We start from the raw sequence: 19,808 nt of genomic DNA on the forward strand, positions 1-19,808 counted from the left end.
CTGGAAAGCGGCCTGGTCGGCGGTGCCGACGATTGCGACCTATTAAGCGAGCGGGCGCGGCGGGGTCTCGACCGCGCGCAGCGGGGGTATGCAGGGGGTGGGCGGGCAGGGCGGGCGGGGGCGGGGGTGCCCCTGGGGTGCGTGCGTGGGCCAGGGGCCGCGCCTGCGGGCCGCTGTGGGGCTGCGTGCGCTGGGGCAAGGGGTGGGGCGCCCATGCAAAGGCCCGCGCTGTGGCGGGCCTGTGGTGCAGGGGCGTGGGGGCGGGCTGGGCGTGCAGCGCGGGCTGGCCCCTGGTGCCGGGCCTGGGCGCGGCCTAGTGCGGGGGCCGCGCTGTGCTGGGTGGCGTGTGGAGCTGGGGCTACTCGGCGGCCTGGCCCTCGTCCAGCTTGTAGGGCTTGAAGCGCACCACCTCCCGGCCGGCCTGTTCGTTGATCGACCCGGCTATGTCGCTTTGCAGGGTGGTGATCTCATTGCGCGCAAAAACCGTTGCAGCCTTTTCCACATCGCCGAAGCCGCCCGTATTGTTTGGCAGCATGCCGATCAGCTGCGGCGGAACCCGGTGCGCGGCCAGCACATCGTCGCGGCTGCTGTTCTTGATGTTCAAGAAGTCATCTTTGGCGGCCACCTCACTGATGGGGATCAGCTGCAGGCCGTCTTTCTTGCCGCCTGGCGCGTAGAAGAACACGTTGCGGAAGTTGCCGCCGTTCTTTGTCTGGGTCAGCTGCTTGCGCAAGGCGTCAATGTCCCCCTGGCTTTGGGCCGGGTCAGTCGCGTAAAGGATGAAGCCTGCGTGCGATCCGTTGTTGTAGTAGCGGCGGCGGAACAGCGTTGCGCTTTCGTTGAGCTGGGCCGACTGCATGGCGCCCAGGTAGCCCGGCACGCCGTAAATTTCCTGATGCAGATCGGGCTCGCGCAGGTGCAGGATAGATCCGGCTTTGAATTCGTGCGGCGACTGCAGATCTGTCACGAAAAAGAACCGCCCAGGCTCGATGCCCACCCGCATGTATTTGGCCAGGGCGTGGCGCAGTACCAGCTTGTCGCCCAGCTGGTTTTCGCGCCATTCCAGATAGCCGTTGCCCAGCACGCAAAAGTTAAACGCCATGGCCTTGAAGTCGGCGGCGCTGAGCCACTGGGTGGGAATGAATGTGCTGGCCAGGATGTTGACCTTGCAGCGCAGGGCAGATTCATGGTGCGCACCCACGCGCAGCAGGCGGGCCAGGGCGGCCAGGCTGACGGGTGGCTCGTACCAATCGCCGTTCTGCACACACTCGGCATACTCCATCAGCGCGCTGATGCCGCCTATCACCGGCTCGGGATCGCCAAAGCTGAACGCCTGAACATTGGATGACTCGCCCGCCTGGGTGGCAGGCGCGGGCGATGGGGCGGCCATTGCTGCCGTGCGCTGGGGCTGCGCGGGTTTGCGTTTTCTCATTAGGAATAGACCTCGATAAAGGATTGCGTCTGCGGCGTGGCCAGGCCGGTGCCGACTTCCAGCGCTTCGTTGCTGAGCGCGTTCATGCACGCCCATGCCAGATCGGCGTGGCCGGTATCTTTGCTGCGGCCCGCCGCGTAAGTCACGCTGCGGCCGCTGGCCGTCATCTCGCGCTTGATGGCCATGAATGAGGCGGCCAGTTCTTTGTTGCCGGCGTCCCACTGCAGGCGCTGGGCCTTGATAACTTGCTGAGCTTTCATCACCAGCAGTGTTTTGCTTTCCACGCTGTAGTTGATGCCCCGGGCGGCCGGGAAGAACTTCACCACCAGCTGGTAGACGGCATTGCCGATGCTGGTCTGATCGATGGTGAGCTGCTGCACGTTGTAGGTGTCGCAGACCTTCTTTATCTCGGCCGCCTGTGCTTCAAAGTCCAGCCCGCGCAGCTGGCGGGTGTACAGCACGCGCAGCGGGCCGCCCGGTGTCTCGGGCGGGGCCAGCACTACCAATCCCGCGCTGTCGCCGTTCAGGCTGGGGTCATAGCCCACCCATACTGGCTGCCAGCCAAAGGGCCGCTGGGTGAATGCTTTGAAGTCTTTCCAAATCTCCCAGCTGTCAACCATGCAGGGCTGCAGATTGGTCAGCGGGAACACGCTAAACGAGTCATCCACAAAGCCGCACATCAGCAGGTTCTCAAACTCCGGGTCGGAGTACTCCAGCCGCAGTTCGTCCAGGTCGAAAAGATCGCAGCCCCCGGCCTCGGCGTCCAAGATGTTGACGATGTGGCGCCAAACCTTGTCTTCGCCCGTGAAGCCGCCCGCCAGCTTGCCGTGGGTAATGTCGACATCGGTGTTGAACTTGCGCGCAAACTTCTTCGCGCTCCACAGGTCATAGGCCGCGTGCTGGATGCTCGATGGGGTGCTGAAATAGGTTTTGCGCCACTTCTTGTGAATGGCCATGCCGCTGGCCACCTTGTTTAGGCGCTCGAAGTCGGTTGTCCAAAAATACTCATCGAAGTAGAAATTGCCGTGGTAGCCCTGGGCTGTGCGCGCATTGCTGCCCAGGAAGTGCAGCTGCGCGCCGTTCGCCAGAATGATCGGTTCGCCTTTCAGCTCCACCTGGCAGACCTCAAAGACAAACGCCTGGATGTACTGCTTGAAGATGTGCGCCTGGGCCTTGCTGGCAGACAGGAAAATCTGATTGCGGCCCGTCTCCAGCGCATCAATCAACGCTTCGCGGGCAAAGTACCAGGTGGCGCCGATCTGGCGGCTTTTGAGAATCTGGCGTGTGCGCTGGTGGCTGTTCTGCCACCAGGTGAGCTGGTACTTAAAGCACGATTCAATGAAGGCATCGCGCAGCTGCTCGATCTGTTCCTGCGATAGGAAGTTTTTGACAGGCTGCTTTTTGGCGGCTGCGTTGCGCGCATCGATGTTGGGATTTAGATCGCGCTCGCGGCCCGACTGGCGGTAGTTGCTGATGCGCGCGAAGCGCTCCATTTGCCGCCCGAGTAGGTCAATTTCCTTGTAATCGCTGCCCGTCTTCTCCACCTTGGCCACCAGCTGCGCGTAGCGCGTCTCCGTCACGCCTTCGGCGCGCTGCGTGGGGCTGGCCTCTGCCCAGCGCTCGGCCTTGTGCCAGCCGTGCAGGGTGGCGCGGGCCACGCCCAGCTTTTCCGCAATGTGGGTCAGCTTCCAGCCCTGCCAATACAGGTCACGGGCCTGGCGCCGCTGGCCGGCACCGCCATCGGTGACGGCGCTGCACTCGCCAGCGGGCAAGCCGTCAAGCGCGAAGGGCAGACCCTTCCCCTCGGGCGATATCTCTTTGAGAGCAGCAGCGGTAAACGCCTGCTCGGGCGTAACTGTGGTGATGTGCGGCCCGCATTTGCTGCGCGACTTGGCAAGGCGTTTGACGGCGCGCGCCGGCGCGCCGCCGTCGGCGGTGCCGGTGGGCGCTGGGCTGGTTGGCGGCTTTCGCGGTGCTACTTTCATTCCGCCAGTGTCTGCCGCGCGCGCGCGGAAATCGACAAGTGCAAACTGTCCGAAACGCAGCCACAGCGCGCGGTGATTGCTACAAAAACAGGGTGAGCGGAACATAGCGATAGATCAACAACCGCTTAACCGAGCCGCACCATGCCAAGCAAATTCTTTCGAGTTGCCACAGAAGGCGCTACCACCGATGGCCGCACCATCCAGCGCAGCTGGATCGAACAGGCTGCCGCCAACTACAACACCGGTAAATACCAGGCCCGTGTCTGGCTGGAACACATTCGCGGCGTGATGGCCGACAGCGCCTTTGCGGCGCTGGGCGATGTGACTGCGCTCAAGGCTGTGGCCAATGCCGAGGGCAAGATGGAGCTGTTTGCCCAGGTGGAAGCACTGCCCGCGCTGGTGGCCATGAACAAGGCCAAGCAAAAGATCTTCACCAGCATTGAAATCGACCCCGACTTTGCGAAATCCGGCCAGGCCTACATGGTCGGACTGGCTGTCACGGACAGCCCCGCAAGCCTGGGGACTGAGGTGCTCGCATTTTCTGCTGCACACCCCGATGCCAATCCATTCGCCAAGCGCAAAACCAACCCGTCCACCTTGTTCACTGCTGCCCTGGAAACCGATCTGGGCCTGGAAGGTGACGCCGAGGGGATCGCCAGCGCGATGCTGCAGAGGTTCAACGATGTGATCGACAGCATCAAGGGCCTGGCAGCCACTAAGCCCGCAGCCGGCGATACCAGCTTTGCAACCAAGGTCATGGAAGCAATGAGCGTGACCGGTACAGCGCTGCAGAACATGGCCACGGAAAACGCCGAACTGCGGGGCAAGTTCAATGCCCAGGGCACTGAGCTGGCTGGACTCAAAAAGGACTTTGCCACCCTGAAAGCCAAGCTCGAAGGCACTGAGAGCCACAGCGGCCAGCGCCCAGCAGCCACCGGCAAGGATGCCTCGGAGCTGGCCGACTGCTAAGCCAGTTACAGCCGCTCAATAGCCGCTCTCACCAACAACCGACACCAGTTTTTATAGGGACGCAATCATGCGCAACGAAACCCGCCTGAAATTCACCGCCTACGTCGCACAGCAGGCCGCGCTGTCCAACGTGGCATCCGCTGCCGTCAAGTTCGCCATCGCGCCCAGCGTGCAGCAAACCCTGGAGCAGCGCATTCAAGAGTCCAGCTCGTTCCTGGGCAAGATCAATATCGCCCCCGTGGATGAAATGATGGGCGAGCGCTTGGGCCTGGGCGTGAACGGCCCCATTGCCAGCCGTACCGACACCAGCGGCAACGATGAGCGCAAGCCCACCGATGTGTCGGACATGAACAGCCATAAATACATGGCAGTGCAAACCAACTACGACACCGCCATTCGCTATGCCAAGCTGGATATGTGGGCCAAGTTCCCGAACTTCCAAAAGCTGCTGTCGGGCGCCATCATCCAGCAGTGCGCGCTTGATCGCATCATGATTGGCTTCAACGGCATCAGCGCGGCAGCTAACACCAACCGTGCAGCCAATCCCCTGCTGCAGGACGTAAACAAGGGCTGGCTGCAAGACCTGCGCGAGAATCGCCCCGAAGGTGTGATGAAGGCTGGCCAGACGGCGGGCAAGGTCAAGATTGGCATGGATGCTGCCGGCCAGAAGCTGGCCGATGCGGACTACGCAAGCCTGGACGGCTTGGTGTACGACGCCCGCCATGCGCTGATCTCGCCCATCTTTTCCGAAGGCGCTGACCTCGTGGCCATCGTGGGCCGCGACCTGATGCATGACAAGCTGTTCCCCATCGTGGACGGCCAAAGCGCACCCACTGAGATGATCGCCGGTAGCCTGGTGGTCAGCCAAAAGCGCCTGGGCGGCCTGCAGGCTGTCACGGTGCCATTCTTCCCGCCCAACGCCGTGCTGATCACCAGCCTGGACAACCTGTCCATCTACTACCAGGCCAGCGCACGCCGGCGCATGGTCAAAGACCAGCCGGAAAAAGACCGCATCGCCACGTTTGAATCGTCTAACGATGCATTCGTGATCGAGAACCTGGAAAAGGCTTGCCTGGTCGAAAACATCGAACTGGCCTAAGCCCAAGCGCACCGGCCTGCCATCGGCGGCTAAAAAAATAGGCCGCTCTTTAGCGGGCCGGTGCCCACCAACACCAAGCGGGGAACATCCACATGCGACAGACACCAGCCCAAGCGCACTACATGCGCACCATGGCTGCCCTGGCGGCCAGCGCTGGCAGTGCCGCCGACGCCCATGGCCAAACCATCGGCACCGCCTACGAGCTGCAGCTTATCCAGCTGCACCAACACCGCATTGCGCTGAAGGACTTCAAGAGCAATGAGCGCAAGGCCGAGGCCAAGCGCGCCATGCTGCCCGAATACGACGCCTACCTGGCCGGGGTGTTTGACACCAAGCCAGGCACGCAGGACGAAGTGGTAGCGACCATCCTGATCTGGGCCATTGACGCGGGCGACTACGTGCGCGCCATGCCTCTTGCCGAATATGCCCTGGCCAGCGGCATCAACCCTCCAGACGACTACAAGCGCGACATGGCCAGCGTGGTGGCAGAGGAAATCGCAGACGCCGTTCTGGTTGGCCGCTTGACGGATCAGGACGCCATCGCAGTCACCCAGCGCGTGCTGGAGCTGACCGCCGAGGCCGATATGCATGACCAGATCAAGGCCAAGCTGAACAAGGCCGCAGGCTGGGCGCTGCTGGGCAAGACCAACAGCCAAGACATTGCCATGGATGCCAAGGGCCGCACCTTGCAGGTGTGCAGCGCGGCCCTGCCGTACCTGCAACGCGCTATGGAGCTTGATCCAGCGCGCGCAGGCGTCAAAAAAGACATTGAGCGATTGGAAGCGCGCCTTAAAAAGTAGCGCCCCCGTCGCCGCACCAGTCGCACCCCGCGAGCCGTGGCGGCCCCAGGGCAAAGGCAGCATTGATTTGCCACCGCCTGACGCCCTGGGCCACCGCCACACCTAACACCCTGAAAGCCTAACGCCGTGAGTTCGCCCTTTGTCGCTGTCGCCAACCCGCCTATCAAGGGCACCGAAGCATCGGTGGTTAATGACGGCTGGTGGCCCGATGTGAACTGCGAGAAGCTGCGCGAAGACGCCCGGCTCGATGGCACCGTGACGCCACCCCGCCTGCTGCTGGCCGTGGAAGAAGCCATGCTCAGTGTCAACAGAGAGCTGGCCGACTGGCAGGCCGCCCAGGTGGCGGCGGGCTATGCGAGCTTGGCCGATGTGCCCGCCACCCAGCTGGGCGGCCAGAGCGTGAAGCTCAAGCACTACCTGCGTGCCATCCAATCGCATGTGCAGTCGCAGCTGGCCAGCGCCTACCGCGACATTGACACGCTGCCAGATGGCGCGGGCAAAGAAAGCCGGGTGCGCAGCGCGCTGGAGATCCGGCAGGACAGCCTCGACACCCGCACCCGCCATGCCATTGCCGACCTGCAGGGCCTGCCCCGCGTGATTGCAGAGCTGCTATGACCGGCACGCAAAACACCATCACCGTGCGGGCGCTGCAAAGCGATGTGCTCGATGCGCTGGTAAATCGCCATCTGGGCAGCACAGCGGGCCACGTAGAGGCCACGCTTGCCGCAAACCCGGGCCTGGCCAAGGTGGCCATGGATATTCCCATGGGCATGCCCGTGCGCCTGGTCAAGGCCGCGCAGCCCGTACAAGACCGCATCAACCTTTGGGACTGACAACACCATGAACAAGCTGCAAACCTATTTGACCGAAGCCGGTGTACCGGCTGAGCTGCATGCCCAGGCCCTGGCCAGCCTGCAAAGCGCGCGCAAGCCCGCACTGATCCGCTTTTGGGTGGGCCTGACCGCGCCCATCGTCTGGGCGTTCATTGCAGCACTTCTGCCCCGCGAGGCCGAGCAGCTGCCGCGCTGGCTGCGCTGGTACGACAACAACATCAGCATCAACGGCGACCGCTCTGACTGGGCGCTGATTGATGGGCGTCATGTGCGCATGCCGGCGCCCGATGAAGATGTGGTGCATGACGATGGCCAGCATGTGAGCTACTGGCCGCCGTACAGCCCGCGCAGCTTCTTGCCGCGCTGGAATTTCAACGGCATCCGCAACCGCTGCGGCTGGCTGGCCAAGAAGTGGGGCATGCCCCTGGAAAACATCGCCTATCGCGCCGGGCTGCCGGTGCTGGATGGCGAATGGGGCAACCCAGAAATTGGCCGCCAGGTGATGGGCATCCGCGTGGCTTGCGCTGGCGGCGTGTGGCAGCTGGTGCGCACCAGCAAGCTGTGGGGCGGCACCAAGACCGAGAACTACGGGTTTGAAGTTCTGAACGCCAACACCATCGACCGTTTTGCGACTTGCACATGGACGGCATGGAGCTGGAAGGGGCCCAAAAAATGAGCCTCAAAGCCCTTTGGGTGGAAAGCCGCACCTTTGTTGTTGGGCGCATCAGCGCAGGCGCTACCTATGTTTTCGGAAGCCTCACGACGGCAGGTGGCGCGGCCAAAGCCGCCACCGACGCCAACGTGGCGCCGGCGTGGTTTCCTTCTTTCACGGTGGACACAGTGCTTTTACTTATCGGCGCAGCTATGACGGTGGCTACCGGCCTGGTATCCATTTGGGCGCAGCGCCAGGGCGTGAAAGCCAAGCGTGCTGAAAAGCGTCGCAGCGACCGGGCCGAAGAGCGCAACCGCATGGCCTGGGTGATGGAAATGCTGGAAAAGCACGGCGAAGAAAAGATGGTGGTCGCTTTTGGCGCGAACTGGCGCGAGCGTGAGATTCAGATTCAACGCCACCCCGGCAATGCCGCTACTGACTTCGGAGCGCTCGATGAATAAACGCAGGCCCGCCGCCGCGATGGCCGTTACTTCTGCAATCCTGGCCGCTTGGATGTTGGCCGAGGGCTTCAGTGCCGAACCCATCATCCCCACCAAGGGTGATGTGCCCACCATCGGCCACGGTGCTACGCATTACGAAGACGGCACCCGTGTGCGCATGGATGATCCGCCCATTACCAGGCAGCGGGCCTATGACCTGGCCTACAACATCCTCGATAAGACCTATGCCGCATGCGTGCGCAAGTCGCTGGGGGAAACGCTGGTATTGCCGGAGGAGTTCGGCATCGCTGTGGACTTTGCCGGCCAATATGGGTGTGCCAAATGGAACAGCAGCAGCATGCGCAAGAAAACCCAGGAAGGGGACTACAAGGGCGCCTGTCATAGCTACCCACTCTATAAATTTTCCGCAGGCTACGACTGCAGCACGCCAGGGAATAAGCGATGCGGTGGCGTGTGGGCGCGCAGCCTCAAGCGCGAGGCCGACTGTTTGAAGGCCCAGCCATGAAAAGGCAAACCGGCGTCATCGACTGGCTGACCGTCATCGCGTGCGCCGCGCTGCTGGCGGGGCTATGGGTGGGCCATGGCTGGGCATACCGCAAGGGCTATGCAGCACGTGACCAGATCGCCCAGCAGGACGATGCCAAGCGCCAAGCAGCCGAGCGCACCGAGGCCACCCGCCAGGGCGAGGCCAACCGCACGGCAGACAACCAGCTGCGCGACCAGGCCGCAACCCTTGCCCGTGAACTACAGGAGAGCAAAGACCATGCAAAAACTATTGAAGCTGAGCGCGACCGCGCTTTGCGTGCTGGCCGTCAGCGGCTGTCAGTCCGCACCACCAGCTGCCCCGCCCCCGCAGTACCTGCTGAGCGAGCCACCCAGCATGCCGGCGTTGGGCCTCAAGAAGCGCGAGCTGAACTACTGGCAGAGGATGCAGCCGATATTGCAGCCATCACCGCCGACGCCGAAGACGCCACCCGCGAACTGAACAGCTGCATAGACCAGTACAACGCGGCCAAGCAGGCGCTGGACGATTGGAAAAACACCATCTGGAAAGGCGCCAAGCATGTGGAAGCTGCAAAGCCTGCGCAACCTCATTGAGGCCGCAGTCCCCGACCTCAAAGCTAACCCCGAGAACCTCATAGTCCTGGCCAGCGCAGGCCGGGCTGTATCGGCCATGGGCAAAAGCCTGTCGTTTGAGTACGCCTACACCATCGAAGTGTCGGTGCTGGACTTTACCGGCCACACCGATGCGTTGTTTGTGCCGCTGATCGCCTGGCTGCGGGTCCACCAGCCTGAGCTGCTGCTTAACCCTACCAGCCAGGCCACCGGCCTGCAGTTTCAGGTGGAGCTGCTCAACACTGCAGGCGCCGATATCGGCATACGTGTGCCCGTCACCGAGCGCGTGATTGTCACCCCCGACCCTGACCACCCCACACGCCTGATTTGCGACCACCCCGCAGAGCCCCAGGTGATTGGAACCAACCGCCTGCCCGAGCATTGGCAGCTGTGGCTCAAAGACCAGCTGCTGGCCGAATGGGACATTCCCACCCCGCCAGAAGAAGCGCGGTTTGTGCTGTAGCCCATGGCAGACTTTCGCGCCATTGAAGACTGGGCCGGCCACCTGCTGGCCAAGCTGGACGGCACCGCGCGCCGGCGCCTGGCCGTGGACATTGCGCGCAAGCTGCGCACGGCCAACACCCAGCGCATGCGCGCCCAGACTGACCCCGATGGCAACGCCTGGACACCCCGCAAGGCCCCCAGCGGCGCACTGCGCAGCAAGCGCGCCCAGGTGCGCCAACAGGCCCAGCAGCGCAAGCCCATGTTTGCCAAGCTGCGCATGCAGCGCAACATCCGGGCGCGCAGCGACGGCGGCAACGCGGCAGTAGTGGAGTTTGTCGGCCGCGCCCAGCGCATCGCCCGCGTGCACCACTACGGCGAAACCGATCTGGTGAATCCAGGCGGGCCGAGCTACGACTACCCAGCCCGCGAGCTGATCGGCATCAGCAAAGACGACACCGATTGGCTGCGCGAATACCTGCTGGACTACCTGAGCAAGTAGCAGCCACACGCTGCAAAAATTGTGTGAGGCGCAGCCACAGTGCCCGCTGCTGGCCTTCCGCGCGCGCGCGGCCGACACTGGCCGCATGCCCCCAAACACCAGCCCAGAAACCAACCCGCTAGAGCTGTCGCGCCAACTGGCCAACGTGGCCCGCATGGGCACGGTTGCGGCTGTTGACCTGGCCGCCGCGCGCTGTCGCGTCAAGACCGGCGACAACGAAACCGATTGGCTGCCATGGTTTACGGGCCGCGCCGCAGGCGAGAAGGGCAGCCAGTGGTGGCCGCCCGTCAAGGGTGAACAGTGCATGGTGCTGGCCACGGGCGGCGACCTGGGCCAGGGATGCGTACTGCTGGGCGTGTACAGCGACCGCATGGCCGCCCCCAGCAAGCAGGCAGACACCTGCCGCGACCAGTTCAGCGAAAAGGACTACAGCGAAACTGCCAAGGGCGAACACCTGCTGCACATGGACAAGCGCGTGCGCTTTGAAGTGGCAGAGGGCTGCAGCATCACCATGGAGTCGGACAAAATCACCCTGCAGGCCGGTGGTGCCACGCTCACCATCGGCCCGGGCGAAATCACGGCCAACGTCAATGTGGTGGGTGATGCCGATGTGATCGCCTCGGGCATCAGCCTGGTGAGCCACCCGCACAAGGGCGTCCAAAAGGGTCAGGCATTGACGGAAGGCCCGGTGCCAGCATGATGAACGCCCAGACCGGCACCCGCATGGATGCCATCAGCCACCTGCGCCAATCGGTGATGGACATCCTGACCACGCCCATCGGCAGCCGCGTGATGCGCCGCGACTATGGCAGCCTGCTGCAGGCGCTGGTCGACCAGCCCGACAACCTGCTTGCGCAGACCCGCGTTTTCTCCGCCATCCAATCGGCGCTGATGCGCTGGGAGCCGCGCATTGAGGTCAAGCAGATCAAAAGCCTGCGCGACCCTAGCCGCCCCGGCTATGCCGAGTATCAGATTTTGGGCACCTACAACAGCGACTTTGGCGCAAGCCAGCCGCTGCGCCTGTCGGTGCCCATTGCGTGGGGGGCCTCCGCATGATCGACCTGGCCACACTGCCCGCGCCTGATGTTGTCGAAGCCCTCAACTACGAAACGATTCTGGCCACCAGCAAAACCGACCTGGCTAACCTGCTGCGCCCACACCTGCCCGCCGTAGACGATGTGCTGGCCCTGGAGAGTGAGCCACTCACCAAGCTGCTGGAATCCTTTGCCATGCGCGAAATGGCATACCGTGCGCGCGTCAACGACGCCGCCCGCGCCCACCTGCTGGCCTTTGCCCGGGGTGCCGACCTTGACCACCTTGCGGCCCTGGTGGGCGTCACGCGCATGGATGGCGAGGCAGACACCCGACTGCGCACCCGTGTGCAGCTGCGCATTGCGGCGCTGTCCAGCCAGGGAACGCGGGAGTACTACGAGTACCAGGCGATGACCGCCAGCCTGAACGTGCGCGCGGCCATGGCCACCAGCCCGACCGCAGGCAGGGTGCAGCTGATGCTGTGGTGCGTTGACCAGGCGCAGGCGACGGCCACCCAGCAGGCTGTTGACGCGCTGGTAAACAGCGACGGCGGGCGCATGCTCGGGGTGCCCATCACCGTGGCCGTGGCTCAGCCCATGGCCATCAACATCACCGCCAACATCTACCGCGCGCGCACCGCACCGGCCAACCTGCTGCAGCTGCTCAATAGCCGGCTGCAGACTGCCTTTGCCGGCATGGCTGATTTGTCCGCAGCGGTGGGCCGCAGCTACATCACCACGCTGCTGCATGTGGAGGGGGTTGCGCGGGTGGAATACCCAGACAGCACGGCGCCTGCCGAGGTGACCGCCATCCCGGTGGGATACTTCCCGACCCTGGGCCAGGTGCTGCTGGTGGACATGGGGGTGGCATAGCCATGGCCGGTCCCAAAGTCTCCCAGCGTCACCGCAGTGTGCTGCCGCCCAATGCCAGCTTGCTGGAGCGGGCTATTGATGGCAATTTCCCAGCCGACTGGGGCAGCCTGGCCGACCAGGCCGAGCCCGCCGCCGACCCTGATGTGCTGCAGCCTTGGGTGGTTGCACATTGGCAGCTCAGCCAGTTTGACCGCTACTTTGCTGACCCGCGCGAGCTGCTGGCCAAGGGGCTGCCCTGGCTGCGTGAGCGCGGCAGCGCGGCCGCTGTGCGCCGGGCTATGGGCTGGCTGGGCTATCGCGGGGTCAAGATCGAAGAAGACGGTGCGCTGTTGCACATCGATCCGGGCCGCGAAATCACCGCCGCCGACCTGCGCTACCTGGCGCATGTGGTCAAGGCCAGTCTGCCGCTGCATGTGCGCTTCTACCGGGTGTTCCACCGCCTGGACCGGCGTGTGCTGCGCACCAACAGCCGCCCGGGCCTGAACCATGGCCTGCTGCAGGCCGACAGCGGCACGCCGATGGATGCGGGCGACGGCACCACCATCATCGTGAGCCAGGGGGCATTCAACGGTGGCACCGCGCCGCGCCTGACGGGGGCGCGGATACCGGGCGGGCATTGCACCGCCAAGGGTGGCCGCATGCGCCGCACTGACTGGCCCTTGCTCAACCTCTACCGCCTGGGCAGCCCGGTGCGCAAGCCATTGGCAGGCACAGCTGCAGCCACCCATGGCGGCGCAGCGCCTGCCTATGTGCGCCTGGCGTGCTATGGCGACACCACCCCCCGCAGCGCGCCCAGCAACGCCATTGCATCGCCGCTGGGCCAGCCCCTGGGCGCAGCAGCCAGCCAGGCGGGCCGCGACCTACCCCGCACGGTGCCAGACCGCACCTGGGAGACGGGCGGCTGGGACGGCGACACCTGGCAGACCACCGACATTGCCGGTGGAAACATCGTTATTCAGGAGTGACAGACATGATCGTTTTGCAAGACACGGGCCGCATTGCCCTGGCCAAGGCCCTGGCGGCCATGCCCGCCTACTTTGCGTGGGGCCGGGGTGATGGCGCTTGGCAAGAGCCGCCCGCCGTGCCCATTGCTGGCCAAATGCGCGATGAGATCGGCCGCAGCCTGGCCACCATCGTGGAATACGTGGTGCCGGCTACGGAGGCCGATTACGACTACATGGCCCCCGAGGGCGTGGGCGACAACATCCTCTATTACAAGAAAAGCGCCGAGCCATCGCAGTGGCTGTACCTGCAGGCGAACTTTGGCTTTTTTGATGCAGACGGCGAGACGGTGCGCGAATGCGCGCTGTTCTTTGGCACCACGGTAACGCCCGACACCCCGCCAGGTCACCGCTACATCACCGCCGACCAGGTGGCAACGCCTGGCGATATGTACACGCTGGAGTACCGCAAGCCATCGCCACGCGAGCGCAAGCAAGAAACCGAATTCCTGATCCTGCCGCTGTGAGGGGAGCAACCAGAAAATGAACGACAAGAATTACACCGGCCTGCAATTTCGCCTGGGCCGCCCCGTGCAGGCCCGTGAGCTGGACGAGGTGCAGGACAATGCGGCGAGCGCCCTGCGCGGCGTGGCCGATGTGCTGTTTGCCGAAGGCGACATTGCGGCCGGCGCTGCCTGCGCAGTCAGTAGCACCGGCGCTTGCACCCTGGACGCTGGCCGCATCTACTTGGCGGGCCAGGTTCGCGACGTGCCCGCCGCCAGCTTGGTGGTGGCGATGGTGGGCGAAGTCAGCGTGGGCGTCTACCTGCTGCAGGAAACGGTCACCGCACTGCAAGACCCTGACCTCTATGACAATGAGCTGGCCAGCCCGACGCGCGGCGAGGCGGGCGCAGACCGCACCCGCACCACCTGCACCTGGGGCCAGGCGGGCAGCGGCGAGGCGGGCGACTTTTACCCCGTGTGGCAGATCATTGATGGGGTGGTAACGCCCCGCGAGGCCGCGCCGCAGCTGGCAGCCACCACCAAGGCCATCGAGAACTATGACCGTGAAAGCACGGGCGGCGGCTACTACGTGATCGAGGGCATGGAAACCACCATGCTCGACGATGACGCCGAAGGCCGCCAGGTGTTCAGCCTGTCTGCCGGCGCGGCGCGCGTGGGTGGCGTGGCGGTGCGCAGTGGCGCCGCGCGCCGGCTGGTGTTTGCGGCGGTGCCCGATGTGATGCAGATCAGCAGCGAGCCGCACAGCAGCGCAACCCTGGACACCCAGCGCGTGCGCTTTAACCGCACCCCCGTGCTGCAACAGGCCACGGTGCGGGTGCAACGCCGCCGAACGGTGGAGCTGACCCACGGCCCCTTCGCAGGCGCGGCGGATGTGCTGCCAGAAAACAGCGTGGTCAAAATCAACAGCGTCACGCAAGGCGCAACCACCTACACCCAGGGGGTGGATTACAAGCTCAACGCGGGCCAAGTCGATTGGAGCCTGCCAGGCGCCGAGGTGGCACCGGGCAGCAAATACATGTGCGACTTTGAGTACATGAGCACCGAGCCGGCGCAAGACCAGACCACCTATGACTTTGCGGTCACTGGCGCCGTCAAAGACACCACCATGCTGGTGGACTACACCCCGGCGCTGCGCCGTATTGATGTCATCGTGATCGATGCCAAGGGCGCGCTGAACGTGGTAAAGGGCGTGCCTGCGCAGTGGAACCCGGTTGCGCCATCGGTGCCCGCTGGCTTGCTGGCCCTGGCCAATATCTGGCAAAGCTGGGACAGCACGCGCGGCGTGATCGTGGACCAAGTGCGCCAGGTGAGCATGGCCACCTTGCAGGGCTACCAGCGGCAGCACAACCAGCACAAGCTGGAGCTGGCCGAGCTGCGCCTGGCGGTGGATGTGTCGGGCCGCTATGCGGGACTCAAGCGCGGCAGCTTCGCCGATCCGATGCTGGACAACAGCATGCGCGACCAAGGCATGGAGCAAACCGCGCTGATCGCAGGCGGCGCGCTGCAGCTGGCCGAGCCGATGGAGGCCATGCCGCTGGACGATGGGGCCACCACCCACACGATGGCGCACAGCCTGGTAACGCTGTGGGCGCAGCTGGCCACCAGCGAGGCCACCACCGTGGCCGCGCCGGCGCCCGTGGTGCCCAACCCGCCGCCACCCACCCCCATGCCTGCCAAGGTGGTGCTGTCCCCCAGCGTTGACCGATGGATCAACGAAACCGAGCGCACTTATCCGGGTGGCTACTACTACAACATTCTGGGCATGACGCCAGGCGACCAGGTACTCAAAGCCCGCGATGAAGCGCGTGACAAGTTCCTGGAAAGCCTTGACCTGTCCAAGCTGAGCGGAGGCGCCATCTTTATGCGCAGCATCCCGGTGCAGTTCACCATCGACGGCTTTGCCCCTGGGGAGCTGCTCACCACCTTGGGCTTTGATGGCATTGCCCTGCAGCCGCTGCCCGTGCCGGGCGGCAGCCTGGTGGCCGATGCGGCGGGCCAGATTCGCGGCACCTTCACCGTGCCCGCCAACCTGCCACCCGGCAAAAAGATGGTGGGTTTCTCTGGCAACCAGGGAGGCTCATGCATGACCACATTCACGGGCGAAGTGCAACTGCAAATCCGCGTCAATACCACCTACTCCGGGCTCAATGGCCGGGGGTTTGGCCCCGAGGTAATCACCCATGTCGTTTAACACTCTTTTCCAGACCTTCAAAAGCCCGGCCACGCACCAGGACGGTGGCGTAAAGCTCTATTTCTCTGCGGTGGGTAGCAAGGCCATTGCCTACCTGACCAAGGTGGACGGCGCGACGGGCGGACCCGGTGAAGTGCTGGCCGAATGCCATATTGAAAAAGACGCCATCCCGACCAACGGCCAGGCCGTGAAGGCGGTGTGGCCCGCACCGGTGCTGCTGACCGAGGGCATGGAATATGCCATTTGCGTGCAGTGCAACGATACCGGCACCGCGCTGCACACCGCCCAGGTGGGCAAGGCCAACACCGCCAGCGCGGGCCAGCTGGTGACCGCATCCCCAGCGCTGGGGCAGCTGGCCCGCATCACCCCCGCCGGCGCCGTGGCGCCCATCGCGGGCAGCATGCTGCGCTTTGAGCTGCTGGCCGTGCAATATGCGCAGCCATCGCAAACCATCGTGCTGGGCACGGAGGAGGTGGAGGGCGCCACCATGCTGGCCATTAACGCCGGTGCCGCCTCGCCCGAGGCATCGGCCCGCATCACCTACCTGTTGGAGCTGATCGACCCGATCAAATCGGAAGTGGTGGACAGCTACAGCGTGGACGCCATGCAGCCCGTGGGGCTCAACACTGCGTTCACTGGCCAGGTGCGGGTAAGCGCAACCCTGCGCGTGGGCGATACCGGGCTGGGCGCTGTGCTGGAGCCGGGCACCATGCTGCTGGTGGGCGTGCTGCAAAGCAGCGGCACCTGCATCTATCCGGCCATCAGCACCAACGGCGGCACCGAGCTGCGGGTGATCTACGAGGCGGATATGCCCAGCGGCGCAGCCTGCCCGGTGCATATGCAGATCGACGGCCAATCCAACTGGGTGGAGGTGCCCATTGATGCGGCGGCCAGCGGCACCAACAGCGTGGGGGTGGTGGAGATTCACCACAAGCTCACCGGCATCAACGCGGCAGCGCTGCGCGTGCGGCTGACCCCCACCGGCACGCCCACAGCGCGGCCCTATATCCGCAACCTGCGCGCCGTGGTGCTGCAGTAGGGGTAGAACATGGCGCAAGACATCAGCGTTATCACCAAGAACTTTGGCTTTCCGCTGCCCAGCCCGGGCAACAAGCTGCGCGCCGATGTGCAGCGCCTGGCTGACCTGGGCGCCGGCGTCGATGAAGAACTGTTTGAGCTGCTGCAGGCTCTGGAGGGCCAGCGGCAGAAGATCAACGAATTAACCGCCGACAAGGTGGAAACGGTCAACGGCAAGACCGGCCCCGATATCACGTTGCGGCGCGAGGATCTGGCCCTGGGGCCTGCCAACGGCGCCACATCGGTGGCCTTTGTCTACAACGCCCAAGGCCAGGTTGAAAAGGTGACCGAAACCATCGACGGCAATGCCGCCGTGGCCAACTACACCTACAACTCCGAAGGCACGGTCAAGACCATTGCCACCACCTACAAGGGCCGCACCCGCACCGAAACCTTTGAGTACGAAGGCGGGCGCATCAAGGCCATCACTGCCAGCGAGGTTTGACTATGAGTGGAAGTTTAGGAGCCGTCATCTACGGCGAGCTGCGGGCGGTCGCCACCCAGGTGGCCACCGCCATTGCCAACATCGCCGCCGTGAAAGCCGATATCGCCACGGCGCGCGGCGAGGCCACGGCCAACCGCGACAGCATCAACGGCAACACCAATGCGGCGCGCGACAACATCAATGCGGTAACCAACGCGGCCCGCGATAACGTCAAGGCGCATGTGTCGGCTGCGGTTGCAGGCGTGGGCGGCATCCGCAACGTGCAACATGCGGTGGGCACCAATGCGAACTGGACAAACGGGGATGAGGGGACGGGTACGGCCAGATATCTGGACGTTCCGATTTCTGCGGTCAATCCGGCAAAAACTTTCATCATTCCCATCCGCACAGTTTGGATGGGCGGGGCCGGCCCTGTGCCTATGTCCTATCGGCTGATAAATGCATCGACAGTGCGGTGCTTGGCCTATAGCAACGGCAACAACCCCGGTGCTTATGGATTTTGTGTAGTGGAGGGTGTCTGATGGCGAAATATGCATTCATTGACGCGGCCGGCGTATGCGGTGGGGAGGGCAGCTATATGCCCGCCCTCGATCCTGTGCCAGATAACGCGATTCCGATTGGCGATGACGACAGCCGCCTGGGCCAGCGCTGGACGGGCAAAAAGTGGGTGAGCGTGCCCAAGTCCAGCGATGTGCAACCCACCATCGTGCTGGAGAGCATTACCGCTGACCACGCCCACGACACCCAGACCATCGTGGCCGACACCATGAGCGAGGTGCGCACGGTGGTGGGCGCCACGCTGACCCTGGCCGTGCGCATGGATGTGGCGGGCCAGCTGTACCCGGTCAATGAGTCGTTTGACCTGCCCCTGAGCAGCAGCGATGGCCGCGTGCGCCCGGTGCGGGTGATGTTTGAAGATGGCCGCGCACTGTTTCCGGTGGCCATGACCGAAGCCCGCATTTGGAACGTCAGCCAAGAAATGATCAACAGCGGCCTGCCCCCTGAAAAGCACATGCACTTCGCCGGCCTGCGCGTGGTGGCCGCCGAGATTTAGGGGCGCTTCCCATCCCATTGACAACCCGCCCAGGCGGGTTTTTTTGTGCCTGCCGCAGCCACAGCGCCCGCTGCTGGAGTTTCGCGCGCGCGCGGCAGACACTGACGGCTACAGAGAAATCAAGCGCGCCCATGCAACGGCTTGCGCACCCATTCACCCTTTGGAGTATCCGAATATGGCGACAGGAAACCTGGCCAATTACCACCACGGCGTGCGCGTAGTCGAAGTCTCGGGCGGCACCGCTGAACTGCGCATTCCATCGACCGCGGTTATCGGCATGATGGTCACCGCCCCAGATGCAGACCCGGCTGTTTACCCGCTGGACAAGCCGGTGCTGTTCACCAGCATCAGCAAGGCCCAGGCAGCAGCTGGCAGCACTGGAACGTTGCCCCTGGCGCTGGCCACCATCGCCGATCAGGTGCGCCCGATCATCATCATCGTGCGCGTTGCCGAGGGCGTAGGAGAGACTGAGGAAGAAAGGATTGCCGACCAGACCAGCAAGGTGGTGGGCGACTACATCAATGGCAAACGCACCGGCATTCAAGCGCTGCTCGATGCACAGTCCCAGCTCAAGGTAAAGCCGCGCATCCTGGGCGCGCCAGGCCTGGACACCAAGCCTGTGGCCGAGGCGCTGACCGCAGCCGCTGAGAAGCTGCGCGCCATGGCCTATGTGTATTGCGATGGGTGTAAGGATGTGAGCGAAGCGCTCGAATATGCGGACGGTTTCGGCAAACGCGAAACCATGCTGATCTGGCCGAACGTGATGCGCTGGGACTCGGCCGCCAAGGCCAACGTGGTGGCGCCTGCTGTGGCATTCGCGCTGGGCGCCCGCGCCAAGATCGACACCGAGCAAGGCTGGCACAAAACCATCTCCAATGTGCCGCTCAACGGTATCACCGGCCTGGAGCATGCCGTCTTTTTTGACCTGCAAAGCACGGCCACCGATACCGATCTGCTCAACGAAGGCAAGGTAACTACCTGGATCGCGCAGGATGGCTATCGCCTGTGGGGCAGCCGCACCTGCTCGATTGAGCCCGAATTCACCTTTGAAAGCGCGGTGCGTACCGCGCATGTGCTGGCCGACACCATGGCCGAGGGCCATTTCTGGGCGGTGGACAAGCCCATGCATCCGAGCTTGGCCAAGGACATCATCGAAGGCATCAACAGCCGCCTGCGCAGCCTCAAGAATCTGGGCTACATCCTGGGCGGCTCTGCCTGGCTCGATACCGAGGTGAACACTACCGAAACCCTCAAGTTCGGCAAGCTCACCATCGACTACGACTACACGCCAATTCCACCGTTGGAGGATTTGGGCTTTATCCAGCGCATCTCTGACAAGTATTGGGGCGACTTTGCCCAGCGCGTGGCCTCGGGCCTGTAAG

General features: G+C 64.0%; 24 protein-coding genes. 22 read left to right on the top strand and 2 right to left on the bottom strand.

Going from position 1 to position 19,808, the window contains the following annotated elements:
* Nucleotides 1-358 precede the first annotated feature (358 nt).
* Together LPW39_RS16905 and LPW39_RS16910 are read right to left on the bottom strand one after the other, a co-directional pair.
* Nucleotides 359-1,432 carry a phage portal protein gene (locus LPW39_RS16905; RefSeq protein WP_230777902.1) on the bottom strand — a complete coding sequence of 358 codons (1,074 nt, stop codon included), beginning with the start codon at nucleotides 1,430-1,432 and terminating at the stop codon, nucleotides 359-361.
* Nucleotides 1,432-3,417: a terminase large subunit domain-containing protein gene (locus LPW39_RS16910; protein WP_230777905.1), complete on the bottom strand. Its 1,986-nt coding sequence runs from the start codon at nucleotides 3,415-3,417 to the stop codon at nucleotides 1,432-1,434. The genes LPW39_RS16905 and LPW39_RS16910 overlap by 1 nt, the downstream gene beginning before the upstream one ends.
* A gap of 141 nt (nucleotides 3,418-3,558) precedes the next feature.
* Here LPW39_RS16910 and LPW39_RS16915 point away from each other — a divergent pair, with 141 nt between their 5' ends.
* From LPW39_RS16915 to LPW39_RS17020, 22 genes are all read left to right on the top strand, one after another.
* Entirely contained in the window at nucleotides 3,559-4,386 is an 828-nt protein-coding gene (locus LPW39_RS16915) for a GPO family capsid scaffolding protein (RefSeq protein WP_230777908.1), read from the top strand.
* Between the two features lie 67 nt (nucleotides 4,387-4,453).
* Nucleotides 4,454-5,485, top strand: a complete 1,032-nt coding sequence (locus LPW39_RS16920; RefSeq protein ID WP_230777911.1) for a phage major capsid protein, P2 family — start codon at nucleotides 4,454-4,456, stop codon at nucleotides 5,483-5,485.
* Nucleotides 5,486-5,577: 92 nt separating this feature from the next.
* The gene (gene gpM / locus LPW39_RS16925) at nucleotides 5,578-6,285 is read left to right on the top strand and encodes a phage terminase small subunit (protein ID WP_230777914.1); all 708 of its coding nucleotides are present in this window, start codon (nucleotides 5,578-5,580) and stop codon (nucleotides 6,283-6,285) included.
* A gap of 126 nt (nucleotides 6,286-6,411) precedes the next feature.
* Nucleotides 6,412-6,900 (top strand): head completion/stabilization protein, encoded by a 489-nt coding sequence (locus LPW39_RS16930; RefSeq protein ID WP_230777916.1) that lies wholly within the window; start codon nucleotides 6,412-6,414, stop codon nucleotides 6,898-6,900.
* Nucleotides 6,897-7,118, top strand: a complete 222-nt coding sequence (locus LPW39_RS16935; RefSeq protein ID WP_269075865.1) for a tail protein X — start codon at nucleotides 6,897-6,899, stop codon at nucleotides 7,116-7,118. Before LPW39_RS16930 ends, LPW39_RS16935 begins: the two co-directional genes overlap by 4 nt.
* A gap of 7 nt (nucleotides 7,119-7,125) precedes the next feature.
* On the top strand, nucleotides 7,126-7,794 hold the full coding sequence (locus LPW39_RS16940; RefSeq protein WP_230777918.1) for a hypothetical protein: 669 nt from the start codon (nucleotides 7,126-7,128) through the stop codon (nucleotides 7,792-7,794).
* Nucleotides 7,791-8,231, top strand: coding sequence for a hypothetical protein (locus LPW39_RS16945; RefSeq protein ID WP_230777921.1), 441 nt, complete (start codon nucleotides 7,791-7,793; stop codon nucleotides 8,229-8,231). The genes LPW39_RS16940 and LPW39_RS16945 overlap by 4 nt, the downstream gene beginning before the upstream one ends.
* A 19-nt stretch (nucleotides 8,232-8,250) precedes the next feature.
* Nucleotides 8,251-8,736 (top strand): glycoside hydrolase family protein, encoded by a 486-nt coding sequence (locus LPW39_RS16950; RefSeq protein ID WP_230777924.1) that lies wholly within the window; start codon nucleotides 8,251-8,253, stop codon nucleotides 8,734-8,736.
* A complete protein-coding gene (locus LPW39_RS16955) occupies nucleotides 8,733-9,329 on the top strand; it encodes a lysis system i-spanin subunit Rz (RefSeq protein ID WP_230777927.1) in 597 nt (198 codons plus the stop codon). Before LPW39_RS16950 ends, LPW39_RS16955 begins: the two co-directional genes overlap by 4 nt.
* The gene (locus LPW39_RS16960; protein ID WP_230777930.1) at nucleotides 9,295-9,810 is read left to right on the top strand and encodes a phage tail protein; all 516 of its coding nucleotides are present in this window, start codon (nucleotides 9,295-9,297) and stop codon (nucleotides 9,808-9,810) included. Before LPW39_RS16955 ends, LPW39_RS16960 begins: the two co-directional genes overlap by 35 nt.
* 3 nt (nucleotides 9,811-9,813) lie before the next feature.
* Entirely contained in the window at nucleotides 9,814-10,290 is a 477-nt protein-coding gene (locus tag LPW39_RS16965) for a phage virion morphogenesis protein (RefSeq protein ID WP_230777933.1), read from the top strand.
* Between the two features lie 85 nt (nucleotides 10,291-10,375).
* The gene (locus LPW39_RS16970; protein ID WP_230777936.1) at nucleotides 10,376-10,990 is read left to right on the top strand and encodes a phage baseplate assembly protein V; all 615 of its coding nucleotides are present in this window, start codon (nucleotides 10,376-10,378) and stop codon (nucleotides 10,988-10,990) included.
* Nucleotides 10,987-11,346: a GPW/gp25 family protein gene (locus LPW39_RS16975; RefSeq protein WP_230777938.1), complete on the top strand. Its 360-nt coding sequence runs from the start codon at nucleotides 10,987-10,989 to the stop codon at nucleotides 11,344-11,346. Before LPW39_RS16970 ends, LPW39_RS16975 begins: the two co-directional genes overlap by 4 nt.
* A complete protein-coding gene (locus LPW39_RS16980) occupies nucleotides 11,343-12,194 on the top strand; it encodes a baseplate J/gp47 family protein (RefSeq protein WP_230777941.1) in 852 nt (283 codons plus the stop codon). The genes LPW39_RS16975 and LPW39_RS16980 overlap by 4 nt, the downstream gene beginning before the upstream one ends.
* Before the next feature lie 2 nt (nucleotides 12,195-12,196).
* Entirely contained in the window at nucleotides 12,197-13,159 is a 963-nt protein-coding gene (locus LPW39_RS16985) for a phage tail protein (RefSeq protein ID WP_230777945.1), read from the top strand.
* Between the two features lie 5 nt (nucleotides 13,160-13,164).
* Nucleotides 13,165-13,662, top strand: a complete 498-nt coding sequence (locus tag LPW39_RS16990; protein WP_230777947.1) for a hypothetical protein — start codon at nucleotides 13,165-13,167, stop codon at nucleotides 13,660-13,662.
* Nucleotides 13,663-13,678: 16 nt separating this feature from the next.
* A complete protein-coding gene (locus LPW39_RS16995) occupies nucleotides 13,679-15,850 on the top strand; it encodes a DUF4815 domain-containing protein (RefSeq protein WP_230777949.1) in 2,172 nt (723 codons plus the stop codon).
* Nucleotides 15,840-16,889, top strand: a complete 1,050-nt coding sequence (locus LPW39_RS17000; RefSeq protein WP_230777951.1) for a virulence-associated protein — start codon at nucleotides 15,840-15,842, stop codon at nucleotides 16,887-16,889. Before LPW39_RS16995 ends, LPW39_RS17000 begins: the two co-directional genes overlap by 11 nt.
* 9 nt (nucleotides 16,890-16,898) lie before the next feature.
* Nucleotides 16,899-17,372 (top strand): hypothetical protein, encoded by a 474-nt coding sequence (locus LPW39_RS17005; RefSeq protein ID WP_230777953.1) that lies wholly within the window; start codon nucleotides 16,899-16,901, stop codon nucleotides 17,370-17,372.
* 2 nt (nucleotides 17,373-17,374) lie between these two features.
* Complete coding sequence (locus LPW39_RS17010; protein WP_230777955.1) at nucleotides 17,375-17,893, top strand: hypothetical protein; 519 nt, start codon at nucleotides 17,375-17,377, stop codon at nucleotides 17,891-17,893.
* Nucleotides 17,893-18,426, top strand: a complete 534-nt coding sequence (locus LPW39_RS17015; protein WP_230777957.1) for a hypothetical protein — start codon at nucleotides 17,893-17,895, stop codon at nucleotides 18,424-18,426. Before LPW39_RS17010 ends, LPW39_RS17015 begins: the two co-directional genes overlap by 1 nt.
* Nucleotides 18,427-18,601: 175 nt before the next feature.
* Nucleotides 18,602-19,807: a phage tail sheath protein gene (locus LPW39_RS17020; RefSeq protein ID WP_230777960.1), complete on the top strand. Its 1,206-nt coding sequence runs from the start codon at nucleotides 18,602-18,604 to the stop codon at nucleotides 19,805-19,807.
* Nucleotide 19,808: the final 1 nt, after the last annotated feature.

The sequence above is a fragment of the Comamonas koreensis genome (assembly GCF_021026195.1).
Classification (GTDB): Bacteria; Pseudomonadota; Gammaproteobacteria; order Burkholderiales; family Burkholderiaceae_C; genus Comamonas; species Comamonas koreensis.